The organism is Pseudomonas sp. LBUM1643 (assembly GCF_059716215.1).
The window spans coordinates 2853795-2868593 of sequence record NZ_CP166813.1 but is presented as its reverse complement, the minus strand read 5'-3'; the positions used below and the strand labels follow the sequence as shown (position 1 = coordinate 2868593).

The window sequence follows — 14799 nt, the reverse complement described above, 5'->3', positions numbered from 1 at the left end:
GATCGACCCTTCTGAGGGAACGGATTCGGGCAACGCATTCGCGACGCTATCACCCGGTTCAGGGGCGATCTGGCTTGATTGTAGTAGCCAGAATCCATTTCAACAGGCGGGCAACAAATTGTATTTCGGCGCAAAAAGACATTGCGCTTGCGGGGGTGAAATCGCGCATCATGGGCGCAGTCAGTTCAAGGGGATTTCCATGCGTTTCATACCATCTGCCATGCGTCTTGCCGTGTTGTCGTTGAGCTTGTCGTTCGCCGCCCAGGCACTGGCCGCGGAAGAGAAACAACTCATCGACTCGATCAATGCCTACCGCAGCCAGCCCCAACGCTGCGCCGATCAGGTAGCACCGGAGCTCCCCCCACTGGCGGGTGATCCGCGACTGGCGCTGTCCGATGCCAGCGCCCGCAACCTGCAACAGGCCATGGCCACCGCGGGTTATCCAATGGTCAACGTGCAAGTCATCACCCTGTCCGGGCCCCGCGATGCGCCGTCGGCCATGAAAGCCATTCAGGAAAGCTTCTGCCACGTGGTGCTCGACCCGCAGTTCGTTGACATCGGTGTCCGCCACGAAGACCGGGACTGGCGCATTGTGCTGGCACGACCGCTGCTGACCGGCCGTTTGGGTGACTGGCAGGCGGAAGGACAAAAACTGCTGACCCAGCTCAACAACGCCCGCAGCCAACCCCGCCAGTGCGGCACGCAATCCTTTGCTGCCACCACGCCGCTGGCCTGGAATGCATCGTTGGCGACCGCCGCCGAGGCGCACTCGCGGTCCATGGCCAATAACAACTTCTTCGATCACAAGGACCGCGAGGGCCGCACGCCCGGTGACCGGGCAGAACTGTCGGGCTATAACGCCCAGCAGATCGGCGAGAACATCGCTGCCGGGCAAGACACCGCTGGAAAGGTCGTCGATGGCTGGATCTCCAGCCCTGGCCACTGCGCCAACTTGATGAACCCGCAGTACAAGGAACTGGGCGCGGCGTATGCGGTGGACCCGAAAAGCGATGCCGGCATCTACTGGACGGCGATGTTCGGTACGCAGTGAGGACCGGCAGCTATCAATTTCCTTGATCTTTTAAATCATGCAGCCGAATTTTTATTTGTTCCAGAGAGGGTCAAAATGGCCGCACTTTTAAAATCTATGGAAGAAATCTTCATGAATCTCAATTTTGCGTTCGCGTGCATGATCGTTGTGTCGTTTGCGATTGCACTGGGGCACGCCTGATCAACCTGAAGTCCACGGCGATGGCTTTAGCGCCTTGCAAGCGCGGGGATCGTCGTGGCGCTGAAGGGTCCCGTCGCTTTCTCGCTTAAATCATTTCGTCGCACGCCTGGCATTCTGGCAAACTCTCGCCGCGCCCCCACTCAGAGCAGTCAGCGATGCTTTTCTCCCTTGTCTCGAACGGTTCTCCCCTCACGCCTGATCGACCGGATGCCACGGTTGCGTGGTGGAGCTTCACCAAGACCGTGCTCGCGGCGGCGGCACTGTCGCTTGTCCGCGACGGACTGATCACGCTGGATGACGAATTGCCCGAAGGCCCCTTCACCCTGCGCCAGCTGTTGCGCCACGAGGCCGGGCTGGCGGATTACGGTGAACTCTCCGACTACCATGCCGCCGTTGCCCGCCATGAAACACCGTGGCCGGCCGAAGAAATGCTGCAACGACTTGAGGCAACCCGCCTGCGCTATGCACCGGGAAGTGGCTGGCGCTACTCGAATGTGGGCTATTGGTATGTGGCTCGACTCATCGAGCGAGTCACCGGGCTCGAACTCGGTGAAGCGCTGACGCAACGCGTGTTCGCCCCTTTGGGTTTATCGCGCGTTCGCCTCGCCCGTACCGAAACCGACCTGCACGGCGTGAACATGGGCACGGCCTCCCGCTATAACCCGGGTTGGGTCTATCACGGCTTGCTCGTTGGCCCGCTGGTGGAGGCCGCGCTGTGCCTTGACCGACTGCTCACCGGCGAACTCCTGGCGCACTCCTTGCTGGCTCAAATGCAAACGACCCGCACGCTCGGCGGACCGATCCCCGGACGTCCCTGGATTGCACCCGGCTACGGGCTCGGCCTGATGCACGGCCCGGTCGACGGCGGACGGATTCTGAGCGGTCACACCGGTGGCGGACCTGGCAGTGTGGTGGCGATCTACAACAGTGTGTGCGGTCAGGAGCGCACCACCTGCGCCGTCTTTTCCGATGGCACCGACGAAGGAGCCGTGGAGGCTGAAGCCGTGCGTCTGCTGAGCGAGCACTGGGTGTAAGATTCAATGACCCGCCAGCGGGTCATCCTCATAAAAAAGAGATGACGCTGCGACGGGCCGGTATCTGCGCAGAACGCGTCACGGGTACAGCGGAGCGTATTGATGAAGGCGAAAATCCCCCTTGCAGAACGTGTGGCCAATGAACAACGGCCCGTGAAAACTGTTGGCTTTCTCGTGATACCAAACTTCACCACCATCGGCTTCGCCTCCTCGGTGGAAACCTTGCGCATGGCCAACATGGCGGCGCGCCAGCCGATGTTTCGCACGGTGGTCATCGGCGCTACGCTGGACCCGGTCACGGCCAGCAACGGCATGCGCATCCTCCCGGATTACTCGATCGAGGACGCGCCCAAACTCGACATTCTGTTCGTGGTCGGCTCCAACCCGATCGTGTCCAACCACAGCAGCCGGCCGTTGCTCAACTGGCTGCGCAAACTCGCACATCAACAGGTCACGCTGGGGGGCATCTGCACCGGCAGTCATCTGCTGGCCCGCGCCGACCTGCTCAAGGGCTATCGCTGCACCATTCACTGGGAAGACATCGAGGCCCTGAAAGAGCGTTTCCCCGGCATCATCATTTCCAATCAGCTGTTCGAGCTCGATCGCGACCGCTTCACCTGTTCCGGCGGTGTGGCGTCCATGGACATGACCTTGCAGCTGATTGCCCGTGAACCGGGTGGACGAGACATCGCCGCCCATGCCGCCGAGTTACTGCTGTGTGATCGGGTGCGCGGAGCGCAGGAACAACAGCGTGTGCCGTTGCGACAGAAACTGGGCACCTCCCAGCCCAAGCTCAGCCAGATGGTGGCGATCATGGAGGCCAATCTTGAAGAGCCGGTGAGCCTGGAAGAACTGGCGCGGTTGAACGAGGTGTCGGTGCGTCAACTGGAGCGGCTGTTTCACAAGCACCTGCAACGCACACCGAGCCAGTACTACCTGGAATTGCGCCTGTCGCGGGCACGACAGCTGTTACTGCGAAGCGAATCGCAGGTCCGCGACATCGCCCTCGCCTGCGGCTTTGTTTCGCCGGCACACTTTTCCAAATGCTATAGCCGGTTTTTTGGTGTATCGCCGATTGGTGAGCGTAAGCAGGTGGCGGCGGTGCATTGATGGGTTGGCGTTTGGATTGAAATGGGGGGTGTTATTGATGGCCCTTCGCGGGCAAGCCCGCTCCCACAGTTGACCGCGTTCGTCCAAACAACTCGGTCTACTGTGGGAGCGGGCTTGCCCGCGATGGCGCCGTCAAAATCACCAACAACGACTCAGGCCAACCCGGATCAATCCTGCAACGCCTTATGCGCCGTCTCCCGGCTCGCCAGCATCGCCACCAACGCCACCGCAGCCGCGGCCAACAAATACCAGGCCGGTGCCATCTTGTTCCCGGTCATTTGAATCAACCACGTCGCAATAAACGGGGCCGTCCCGCCAAACACCGCATTCGCGATGTTGAAGCTGAAAGCAAACCCGCTGAATCGCACGCGCGTGGGGAATATCTCGGCGAGGAAGCACGGCAAGGTGCCGTCGTTCATGGCCAGGATCGCGCCGAAGGCGATCTGGATCATCAGAATCACCAGTAGCGGCTGATGATCCAGCATGCCGAACAGCGGGAACGTCAGCACCAGAAACAACACCGACGCCGTCAGCAGCATGGTCTTGCGCCCGAAGCGGTCCGACAGTTTGCCCATCAGGAAAATCAGCCCGATGTAGGTCGCCAGCGACACCGTCGATGCCAGAAACGAGTCGCTCTCGCTCATGCCCATCTCGGTCGATAAATAGGTCGGCATGTAGCTGAGCAGCAGATAGAACGCCACCGCATTCAGACACGTCACGCCAATCCCGATCATCACGCTGCGCCGGTGCACCGTCAGCAATTCGCGAACCGGGGAGTGGGTCGCGCATTCCTTGGCTTCGAGGCGTTTTTCCATCTCGAGGAATTTAGGCGTGTCCTGCAAGCTCATGCGGATGTAACGCCCCACCAGACCGAACGGTGCGGCCAACAGAAACGGCAAGCGCCATCCCCAGCTGTGCAGATCCTCGACAGTCAGCCATGCATGCAAACAGGCCACGAACACCGCACCAAACAGCAAACCGGCGGCGGTGCTCGCCGGAACAATACTGGTGTACAGCCCACGCTTGCCTTCAGGGGCGTACTCGGCCAGAAACGCCGAAGCCCCGGCGTACTCACCCGACGCGGAGAAGCCCTGGAACAGGCGAATCAGCAACAACAACGCCGGCGCCCAGAGACCGATATGGTTATACGTCGGCAGGATGCCAATGCAAAAAGTCGATACCGACATGATCAGGATCGACCAGGACAGCGCACTACGCCGCCCGTACTTGTCGCCAAAATGCCCCCAGACGAGGCCTCCTAATGGCCGCACGATGAACGAAATCGCAAACACCGCAAACGTCGCCAGCAACGCACTGGCCTTGTCGGTTTGCGGAAAAAACGTCAGTGCGATGACCGTGGCCAGATAGCCGTAGGCTGCATAGTCGAACCATTCGACGAAGTTGCCCATGAAGCTGGCACTGGCCGCGCGCCGCAAGGCCTTGCGCTCGGACGTCTGCTCACGGGCCTGCTCCAGGGCTGGGTTAAGGCTTGCGGTGCTCATTGCGCACCTCCGGTGGTAGAGGTGCGGTGATCGGGTTGAACCGTGGAGACGTGGGACATGACAAATACCCTCTATTGTTCTATTTGGCAGGGTTAAGGGTCAGTAAAGGCTGCGCGCTCTTCGGCGCGCATGCGATTATTTTTAAACGTGGATCAAGACATCCGTGTGAGTCAGTCGCGCAAACAGGATCAGCGCATAGAAGCTGCGATGAACACTGACCCTGAATCGTCGCACGTCCCGCTGGGGTGCGGAGCAGCCCCCAAAGAAACAGCGGACTGCTTCGCACTCCAGCGGGAGCGAGCTCCCTCGCCACAAAAGCTCAGTGTGCTGCGGTGTTTTTATTTCCTGATGATGTTGTGCTCTGGCCCATACGGGAACCTGGTGATGTTTTCCCCGCCCTGCTCGTTGACGATCAGGATGTCGTGCTCACGGTAACCACCTGCACCCGGCAGACCTTCCGGCAGCATGATCATCGGTTCGATGGACACTACCATCCCCGGCTCAAGCACCGTGTCGATGTCTTCACGCAACTCCAGCCCGGCTTCGCGACCGTAGTAATGGCTCAGCGTGCCGAACGAGTGGCCGTAACCGAAGGTGCGGTATTGCAGCAGGTCGTGTTCGAGGAAAATTTCGTTGAGTTGCAGGGCGATATCGCAGCAGCGCATGCCTGGCTTGATCAGTTTCAGGCCGGCCTCATGCACCTTGACGTTGACCTCCCACAAACGCAGGTGCTCGTCGGAGCAGTGGTCCAGGAACAAGGTACGTTCCAGCGCCGTGTAGTAACCGGCGATCATCGGGAAGCAATTGAGGCTGAGGATGTCGCCCTTGTTGACCTTGCGCGAGGTGACCGGGTTATGCGCGCCGTCGGTGTTGATGCCGGACTGGAACCATGTCCAGGTGTCCATCAATTCCGAGTCCGGGAAGGTGCGGGCAATCTCGCGCACCATCGCCTGGGTCGCGTGCAGTGCCACTTCATATTCCGGTACCTGGTCGCGCAGTGCTTCGACGATGGCCGCGCCACCGATGTCCGCCACGCGAGCACCGTGACGGATGATCGCGTGTTCTTCAGCTGACTTGATCATGCGCATGCGCATGCACGGTGCGGCGATGTCCACCAGCTCGGCCTGCGGGTAGCGGCTGGCGAGCTTGTCGCGGTTGAGCAGGTTCAGGTGATCGAACTCGATCCCGATGCGACCGGCCTTGGGCAGCGCCTGTTGAATGGCGACGAAGTAGTTGTCGCGCTGCCAGTCGGTGTAGACGATGTTCTCGGTGCCGACGGTCCGGCGCCATGGCTGGCCACCGTCGATGTTGGCGCTGATGGTCACCGCGCTGTCCTGGGTCACCACCAGCGCGTATTGACGGCCAAACGAGCAGTACAGGAAATCGCTGTAATAGTTGATGTTGTGGTACGAAGTGAAGACCGCCGCGTCAATATTGTTTTGCGCCAGGTAAGCCCGCAGTTTGGCCTGACGGTTGGCGTATTCCTGAGTCGAGAACGTCGGGCTCACTTTCTCGCCGTTCTTGATCTGGATGGTTTTCGGCATTTGCATGTCATAGATCCTTGTCAGTGATTGAGCGACAGAGGGCGCCACTCTGGTGGGCCGCTGGAGATCATTCGAACAGATGCAAGGACAGGTTTTTTGCGCGAATCCGACCTGTAGTTGGTCAGATCCGCTGTGGTCGCAGCCACATGTTCACGGGGGTGCGCGCGCCCTGCGTCAACCAGAATGGGTTTTCAACCCGTCGTCAGTCGTCGACTCCCGATTGTCCGCACCCACCTTTCAATCGAATCAATCACGTCTATAACCAGTGTTGGCATGATTTGGATCAGGGAGTGCTGAAGGATCCCTGGTTAAATTGATCGCTTGAAAAACAGCGGACAAGTGAATGTCCGCCAGGAGAAATTGCGCATGAAAATCTTGAAGATAGCTGCCAGCGAAACCGCCATCGATTGTTTTCAGACCTACAGGGAGGTGGTACCCATCAGTCAGACCGACTACACCGATATCGCGGTGGCGGTGTTCTCGGTCGAAGATGTGATGGCAGGCGCTCTGGAATCGCTCCAGCGTACGGGTTTCGATATCCCGATTTTCCTTGCGACCTCCCCCGGCACCGGCAACCGCGCACGCGACGTCTATAAGCACCTTGAAAATGTCCTGTTGCAGGTGAACGGCATTTTTGACCGCTCGCGCAACAACGCTGAATATCATGGTCACCAGCTTGAGACCGCCGCAAAGGCCTACGAAGAAAGCCTGCTGCCGCCGTTCTTCGACGCAGTCAAGCGCTACACCGAATCGGCCAACGTGACGTTCGCTTGCCCGGGCCACCAGGGTGGTCAGTTTTTTCGCAAGCACCCGGCGGGTCGGCAGTTCTTCGACTTCTTTGGCGAAACCCTGTTTCGTGCCGACATGTGCAACGCCGACGTCAAGCTGGGCGATCTGCTGATCCATGAAGGCCCGGCGCTGCTGGCGCAAAAACATGCGGCCAAAGTATTCAACGCCGACAAGACTTACTTTGTGCTTAACGGCACTTCGGCCTCCAACAAGGTGGTCACCAACGCACTGCTCACGCCTGGCGACCTCGTGCTGTTCGACCGCAACAACCACAAGTCCAACCACCAGGGTGCCTTGATCCAGGCAGGCGCTACGCCGGTGTACCTGGAAACCGCACGCAACCCCTACGGTTTCATCGGCGGCATCGACGCCCACTGTTTTGAAGAGGAGTACCTGCGCGAACTGATCGCTGAAGTGGCGCCGGACAAGGCCCAGCAACCGCGTCCGTTCCGCCTGGCGATCATTCAGCTCGGCACCTATGACGGCACCGTTTATAACGCCCGTCAGGTGGTCGATCGCATTGGCAAGTTGTGCGATTACATCCTGTTTGACTCGGCGTGGGTGGGCTACGAACAGTTCATCCCGATGATGAAAGACTGCTCGCCACTGCTGCTGGACCTGCACGCGGACGACCCCGGCATCTTCGTGACCCAATCGGTGCACAAGCAACAGGCCGGCTTCTCCCAGGCTTCGCAGGTGCACAAAAAAGACCGTCACATCAAAGGACAAGCCCGCTACTGCAACCACGCGCAATTGAACAATGCGTTCATGTCCCAGGCGTCCACCAGTCCGTTCTATCCGATTTTCGCCTCGCTGGACGTGAACGCGCGAATCCACTCGGGCCGCAGTGGCCTGAAGCTGTGGGATGACTGCGTGAAATTCGGCATCGACGCACGCAAGTTGATTCTGGAAGCCTGCACCATGGTCCGACCATTTGTGCCCGCTACCATCGAAGGCCGTGCGTGGGAGGATTACCCCACTGAAGAAATCGCCAATGACCTGCGGTTTTTCGAGTTTCATCCCAAAGATCGCTGGCACGCCTTCCAGGGCTACGGGGAAAAGCAGTACTTCATTGACCCGTGCAAATTGCTGTTCACCACCCCCGGCATCGATCCGGTTGATGGCAGTTACACCGATTTCGGCATTCATGCCGGCATTCTCGCCAACTTCCTGCGCGAGAACGGCATCGTTCCCGAAAAGTGCGACCTGAACTCGATTCTGTTCCTGCTGACCCCGGCTGAAGACTGGGCGAAAATGACCCACCTCGCCGCGCAGATCGCGCGTTTCGAACGTTTCGTCAATGACGACGCCCCGATGAGCCGCGTGTTGCCGGCCATCTATGCGCGTTACGAAGCGCGCTATCGCAACTACACCATTCGCCAGCTCTGCCAGGAGATGCACGACCTCTACCGCAATCACAATGTGCAGCAGTTGCAGAAACAGATGTTCCGCAAGGAATACTTCCCGAAGAAGGCCATGAACCCGCAGGCTGCGCAGTTCGAGTTCATTCGTGGCAACGTCGAATTGGTGGCGCTGGCCGATGCCGATGGACGCATCGCCGCCGAAGGTGCACTGCCCTACCCGCCGGGCGTGCTCTGCGTAGTGCCGGGGGAAATTTGGGGCGGTGCGGTGCTCAAGTACTTCCTGGCGCTGGAAGAAGGGATTAACGCGTTGCCAGGTTTTACCCCGGAACTTCAAGGCGTTTACTTGAAGGAAGTTGAAGGGCGTATTCGTGCGTATGGGTACGTGATCAAGAACTGACGCGAGTTAATGTGTGGCCAGGTCGCCTTATTTAGTCGCGACCTGAGCCACATCACCCGCGCTCACCAACGCCTTGAGCGAGGTATCGAACTGCTTCAAGGCGTTCACTTGCAACTCGGTTTGCTGATCGATCTGTGCTGCAATCTCCGGCGCCGCTTTGCCGTGAACCCAAAGCGAAGGCATCTGCTTTTCCCGTGAGCCTTCGGCCTGGCCGATGTACTGCAGGTTCGAGTCATAGAACTTCGCCAGGAATCGCGCTTGCACCTGCGGATTGCGCTTGGACACCAGGCGGCTGTACGAATCCAGCATCACCACCACGTCCGGATGAGCTTGCACGACCGCGTCCAGGTTGTCGTAGACCTTGACCGATGCGAACTCCTTCTGCAACGACCCCATCAACCAGTCAATCGCCATGGTCGGCTCGGAGCTTTTGACGAACGCGCTGCTGATACGCGAGTCGAGCTGAGGGTTCTTCGCGCCCTTCACCGCGACCGCGTGGTACTGCTCCAGGTACTCGATCGTGTTGAGGGTGTTTTCGCTGTAGATCACCCCGACCGACCGGGCATGACGCAGGTCGGCTGAGCTGTTCGCAACGGGGAGAAAGTGGCAGGACGGGTCCGCCGCGTAGACAGGCGCAGTGGCAGCGAGGCTGCCAGTGAGAACGGCGGCAATGGCCAGCAGGGAAGAGATTCTCATCGCACAGGTTCCTTCAAAGGCGAGTTCGGTATGTGGTTATCTTCCTCTCTTGATGGAAATACTGAACATGCATTTCTTGATGGTGGTTATCGATTAAACGAATGGTTGGGTGTCCCCGCCGCAATGGCCGGCAACGATAGCGATGCTGCTCACTCAAGAAATCTTGAACTGAAATGAAAACCCGTGGCGAGGGAGCTTGCTCCCGCTGGGCTGCGCAGCAGACCCCGATTTTCAGGTAAAGAATGGGGCCGCTTCGCAGCCCAGCGGGAGCGAGCTCCCTCGCCACAGTTACAGTGGCGTGTTTAAGTGAACAGCACAGGTCATAAAAGCCTCTTCACCATCGGCACGCACGCCAGTTGCAGCCCCGACGGCGACTGGTAAATCGCAACCTGCTCCCCCACGTAGCCGCATCGCCGGTAGAAGTCAGCCGCATTCAACGTAGCGTCCAGGATGACTTCCTCCAGTCCCGACTCCCCTGCCAGGGACTCCAGGAAATCAAGCATCCGCTTGCCAATGCCCTGCTGCATGAACGCTGGAAGCACAAAGATCGCGCCGATTTCCTTGTGCTTCAGGTCAAGCATTCCCGTCGCCACCGGCTCGCCTTCGATGCACCCCAGATAAAAGTGCTTCTCCATCAGGTCGCAATAGCCGTCCTCAGCCTTCCCTGCCGTCCAGGCCTGCATTTGTTCCGGGGTATACGCGCCGATGCATTGATGCCGTATCGCCTTGAGGCGAATGTCGAAGGCTGTCCCGCAGTCGTCGTACCGGGCTCGTTTGATGTCCAACATTTTGATCTCCATCAGCCATTGGCGGACGGCGCATTAAAAAGCCCCGTCCATTTCTGGCGGGGCCTTAGGGTTACTACGTCAGGTAACAAGCACGCGTGAACTCATGGTCCGCCAGAGGCAGTCATGGAAGTGCACATCATGTTCATGCTGAGTGTGTCGTTCATGGTTCGATAGTGTCGTTTGGCGCCCTGGATTGTCAATCCTGCAACACCGGGACAGGCTCGGCGCGGTTTAACGCCGCGTGATCCAGAATCGCGTCCAGGGTGGCGAGGAACAGGTCGTGGCTCAGAATCCCGGTGCAGAGTGTCGACAGCACTTCATTCCCGGCCTCGTCCTTGATCACCACCAATTCACTCCACGCACTCAAATCCACGGTGCGCAAACTCGACATCGGCACCTTGCGACCCTGCACCTCCAGGAACTCGCGCGTCATCAAGATTGGCTGCGTTTCCACATCAAGGAAATTGCCTTTCATGCGCTTGCCCCATACCGCACTGCTCGGTACGTACTTGAAAGTCACCACCCCGCCGCCTTCCAGGGTCTGCATGACGGCAGGGAGGCGTTCGCGCACATGCAGCTCGCGTACCCGCTGCTGGAAGTCAAGAAAACCCTTGAGGGAATGAATGACCCGATGAAACGGCTCGTTTGCATTGCGCCGATACGCCAGGTTGGTGATCAGGCCGCTGATTGCCGCTTGCCCGGAGCTGAACAGATAAAGGTCTTCGATCTCGACAAAAGGAACGTATTCCTTCTTCGCTCCGATGATGTGCGCGATGCCATGTTCGTAGACTTCATAGCTGCCCTGACGTAACCGTTTTTGCCAGATAAACAGGCCAAAAAGGCCCAAAGCGATGAACGCCAGGAATGCGCTGGCGAAATACATCATCATTTGCGGGCTGGAGAAATCCAGGTGGGTGCCGCGGCTGGAGGTCACACTCACAGGTCCGGAACTGCCTGCGGGCAGTATCGTGCTCAGGTACAAAACGAAACAGGCCATGCCCAGCATGACAAGACCGACGATCAGGATGAAAATCGGGAAACCCTTGCCATGGCGGAAGGACGCGACCAGCTCACCGGTGGCCGGCGTAGACGGAGATGAGGATTGCTGCATGAGGTTCTTGCTTCCTTGTAAGAGAGAGTCGAGACGCGCCGCCATCCAGGCTGGCTTCGCCGATGAACGCGGCGTCGATTGGGGTGTTGTCTGACTGAAGTCCAGTCATCCCGGGGTGGGCACTGTTTTGAACAGGGTGGACCGTATTCGTTCATAACGGGGTACCGATCAACGCAGCAGAGGCCCTCTCCCTCGCGAGAGAGGGCTCGGCCGTCAGTCGTTAAGGATGTCCCGGTCCTTGGTTTCCGGCAGAAAGAACGTGCCCAGAATGGCCGTCATCACGGCGATGACGATCGGGTACCACAGCCCGTAGTAGATATCCCCCGTCGCCGCGACCATGGCAAACGCCACCGTGGGCAGGAAGCCGCCGAACCAGCCGTTGCCGATGTGATACGGCAGCGACATCGAGGTGTAGCGGATGCGCGTCGGGAACAGCTCCACCAGCCAGGCGGCGATCGGGCCGTACACCATCGTCACGTAGATCACCAGGATGGTCAGAAGCAGCAGCACCATCGGGTAGTTGGTTTTCGCCGGATCGGCCTTCTCTGGATAACCGGCTTCCTTGAGTGCCGCGCCTAACGTGGCCGTGAACGCATCGTTGCGGGCCTTGAAGTCCGCAGCCGGCATGCTGGCGCCATCGAAGCTGGGGATCACCTTGTCGCCGATGCGCACTTGCGCGACCGTTCCTGGCTCAGCCTTCTCGTTTTTGTACGGGATGGCTCGTTTCGCCAGCAAGGTCTTGGCGAGGTCGCAGGAGCTGGTGAATTTGGCCTTGCCCACCGGGTCGAACTGGAACGAGCATTGGTCGGGGTCGGCGATCACCGTAACGGGGTTTCTTTCCTGCGCGATGAACACGTCGGGGTTACCGTATTGGGTCAACGCATGGAAGATAGGAAAGTAGGTCAACGCCGCCAGAATACAGCCGGCCATGATGATCCCCTTGCGGCCGATGCGGTCGGACAGGCTGCCGAAAATCACGAAGAACGGCGTGCCGATCAACAGCGAACCCGCGATCAGCAAGTTAGCGGTCTGCGCATCAATTTTCAGCGTCTGCAGCAGGAAGAACAGCGCATAGAACTGTCCGGTGTACCAGACCACTGCTTGCCCCGCCGTGCCGCCGAGCAATGCCATGATCACGATCTTGAGGTTGTCCCAGCGCGCGAAGGACTCGGTCAGCGGCGCCTTGGAGGCTTTGCCTTCAGCCTTCATTTTCAGAAACACCGGCGACTCGCTGAGTTGCAGGCGGATGTACACCGAGACAATCAACAGCAGGATCGACAGCAGGAACGGAATCCGCCATCCCCAGGCTTCGAAGGCTTCGTTACCGAGCACAGTCCGGCAGGCGAGGATCACCAGCAGCGACAGAAACAGGCCTAGCGTGGCGGTGGTTTGAATCCAGGAAGTGAAATAGCCTCGTTTACCTTTCGGTGCATGTTCGGCCACATACGTCGCCGCACCGCCGTATTCCCCGCCCAACGCCAGGCCTTGCAGCAACCGCAAGGTGATCAGGATGATCGGCGCTGCGACCCCGATGGTCGCGTATCCCGGCAGGAAACCGACGATGGCCGTGGAGATACCCATGATCACGATCGTGATCAGAAAGGTGTGTTTGCGCCCGATCATGTCCCCCAGCCGACCGAACACAATCGCACCGAAGGGCCTGACGGCGAACCCCGCCGCAAACGCGAGCAGCGCGAAGATGAAAGCCGTTGTCTCGTTGACCCCGGCGAAAAAGTGCTTCGCGATGATCGCGGCCAGTGAGCCATACAGGTAAAAGTCGTACCACTCGAACACCGTGCCAAGGGAGGAGGCAAAGATAACCTTGCGCTCCTCCTTGGTGATGCTGTGCTTGGGCGCACTGCCCGTGGTGGTGTTGTCGATTGCGGCCATGAGTGTTCTCCGTCTATCTCTTGTTGTAGGCCGGAGTACCTCACTACCCTCGCCGCACCCAGGCCATGGGGCTGATGTCATCGGATTACGGACTGCGTAAAGCATGCGAACAGGCTGACGGCCTCGCATTGCTGCAAGGTTTCCTAAAGCATAATCAGGATCGCGCAGTTATCCACTCGACATCGCGTTAAAACCGGGTTCCACCGCCTGCCCGCACGCCCCCACTTGCGGCACCAGGCTGATATCGACACGCCGATTGGCCGCACGGCCCGGCTCGGTGTCATTGCTGGCGACCGGTTGGCTCGCCGCGAGCCCCTGCACCGCAAAGCAGCTATCGGGGATGTCACTCATGGTTTGCATCCAGCCCCGCACGGCGGACGCACGCGCATGGGACAACTGCAGGTTGTGTTCAGCGCTGCCCTGGGCATCGGAATGCCCGGTAATCACGATCAGCCAGCCGGGCTGGGCCTTGATGTCGACCAGGGCGCTGATCAATACCTTGGTCGAGTCAGGGTTGAACTCGGCGCTGCCCGCCTTGAACAGCGAGAGGCTGTTCAGACGCACCGGAACGGGGACGGTTTGCTCCGGCTTGAACAGGCTGATGAGACCGGGCGAGCCCTCCTTGTTCGCGCCCGAGGTGTGCCACCACAGTCCACTTGCCAAGAGGATCGAGGCCACCCCGGCACTCAGACCAATGACGAGGCGGCGCTTCGAAGATTTCATCTCGGGCATCGGGGTCGCTGGCACAACGACAACGGGCATCAATACTGCCGGCCCCGACCCTCTCGTCGACAACGGCGTCATGCCGCCCGATACGGGGTGTCCCTGCAACCGAATTATCAGCGCTTCGATCTGTTGGCGCAGCGCCTGCAACGCAACCATAGGGGCGTGCGCCTGATGATCCAGACGCTGGTGCAACCGCTGCAGCTCAGTGCCCAGTTGGAGGAGCGCAGGCAGGCTTCGCCCATCGATCTCCAGGCTGCGCAACAACCACTGCAGTTGCGCGAAGAGCCAGGCCAGGATATCCAGGCGCACGGACGGCACGGGCGGCCATAGGGTCGACCATTCGCAGGCCAGCGCTTCTATCAGCGACGCCCCCTGGGCCATGCCTTCCAGACCATAGCGATGGCTGCGCGCCAGCGCGAAGGACGCGGCTGTTTGCAGGTCCCCGCCGTTCTGCTGGAACAGCGTCAGGCACAGCTGCTCGACCCTCGCCCAGTCCACGTCCGGACACGCCGGATGGTTCAACCTGGCCAGCTCATCGCGCAGTGCCCCAAACTCGACGAAGCCGCGCGGATCACCGCCGACCCGAATACGCATTTCAAACAACACCGTCATTCAGC

12 protein-coding genes are annotated in these 14799 nt (G+C 59.5%); 5 read left to right on the top strand and 7 right to left on the bottom strand.

The window, feature by feature from the left end; all coding sequences use genetic code 11:
* Positions 1 to 199 precede the first annotated feature (199 nt).
* From ACA063_RS12990 to cahR, 3 genes are all read left to right on the top strand, one after another.
* Entirely contained in the window at positions 200 to 1051 is an 852-nt protein-coding gene (locus ACA063_RS12990; protein WP_497666190.1) for a CAP domain-containing protein, read from the top strand.
* Between the two features lie 335 nt (positions 1052 to 1386).
* On the top strand, positions 1387 to 2265 hold the full coding sequence (locus ACA063_RS12985) for a serine hydrolase domain-containing protein (RefSeq protein ID WP_497666189.1): 879 nt from the start codon (positions 1387 to 1389) through the stop codon (positions 2263 to 2265).
* Positions 2266 to 2367: 102 nt separating this feature from the next.
* The gene (cahR, locus tag ACA063_RS12980; RefSeq protein ID WP_497666188.1) at positions 2368 to 3375 is read left to right on the top strand and encodes a transcriptional regulator CahA; all 1008 of its coding nucleotides are present in this window, start codon (positions 2368 to 2370) and stop codon (positions 3373 to 3375) included.
* A gap of 167 nt (positions 3376 to 3542) precedes the next feature.
* Here the strand turns inward: cahR and ACA063_RS12975 are convergent, their stop codons facing one another.
* Entirely contained in the window at positions 3543 to 4877 is a 1335-nt protein-coding gene (locus ACA063_RS12975) for an MFS transporter (RefSeq protein ID WP_497666187.1), read from the bottom strand.
* Between the two features lie 338 nt (positions 4878 to 5215).
* Positions 5216 to 6427, bottom strand: coding sequence for a creatinase (creA, locus tag ACA063_RS12970; RefSeq protein ID WP_497666186.1), 1212 nt, complete (start codon positions 6425 to 6427; stop codon positions 5216 to 5218).
* A 360-nt stretch (positions 6428 to 6787) separates the two neighbouring features.
* Here creA and speF point away from each other — a divergent pair, with 360 nt between their 5' ends.
* Positions 6788 to 8971: an ornithine decarboxylase SpeF gene (gene speF / locus ACA063_RS12965; RefSeq protein ID WP_497666185.1), complete on the top strand. Its 2184-nt coding sequence runs from the start codon at positions 6788 to 6790 to the stop codon at positions 8969 to 8971.
* A 27-nt stretch (positions 8972 to 8998) separates the two neighbouring features.
* Here speF and ACA063_RS12960 read toward each other — a convergent pair whose 3' ends face one another.
* Positions 8999 to 9667 carry an ATPase gene (locus ACA063_RS12960; protein ID WP_497666184.1) on the bottom strand — a complete coding sequence of 223 codons (669 nt, stop codon included), beginning with the start codon at positions 9665 to 9667 and terminating at the stop codon, positions 8999 to 9001.
* Between the two features lie 30 nt (positions 9668 to 9697).
* On the opposite strand from ACA063_RS12960, the gene ACA063_RS12955 reads away from it, so the two are divergent.
* Positions 9698 to 9844, top strand: coding sequence for a hypothetical protein (locus tag ACA063_RS12955; protein WP_497666183.1), 147 nt, complete (start codon positions 9698 to 9700; stop codon positions 9842 to 9844).
* A gap of 143 nt (positions 9845 to 9987) precedes the next feature.
* Here ACA063_RS12955 and ACA063_RS12950 read toward each other — a convergent pair whose 3' ends face one another.
* The 4 genes from ACA063_RS12950 to ACA063_RS12935 all read right to left on the bottom strand — a co-directional run bounded on the left by ACA063_RS12950 (position 9988) and on the right by ACA063_RS12935 (position 14794).
* A complete protein-coding gene (locus ACA063_RS12950) occupies positions 9988 to 10455 on the bottom strand; it encodes a GNAT family N-acetyltransferase (protein WP_497666182.1) in 468 nt (155 codons plus the stop codon).
* Between the two features lie 196 nt (positions 10456 to 10651).
* The gene (locus ACA063_RS12945; RefSeq protein WP_497666181.1) at positions 10652 to 11566 is read right to left on the bottom strand and encodes a hypothetical protein; all 915 of its coding nucleotides are present in this window, start codon (positions 11564 to 11566) and stop codon (positions 10652 to 10654) included.
* Positions 11567 to 11779: 213 nt separating this feature from the next.
* On the bottom strand, positions 11780 to 13456 hold the full coding sequence (locus ACA063_RS12940; RefSeq protein ID WP_497666180.1) for an MFS transporter: 1677 nt from the start codon (positions 13454 to 13456) through the stop codon (positions 11780 to 11782).
* Between the two features lie 168 nt (positions 13457 to 13624).
* On the bottom strand, positions 13625 to 14794 hold the full coding sequence (locus ACA063_RS12935) for an OmpA family protein (RefSeq protein ID WP_497666179.1): 1170 nt from the start codon (positions 14792 to 14794) through the stop codon (positions 13625 to 13627).
* Positions 14795 to 14799 lie beyond the last annotated feature (5 nt).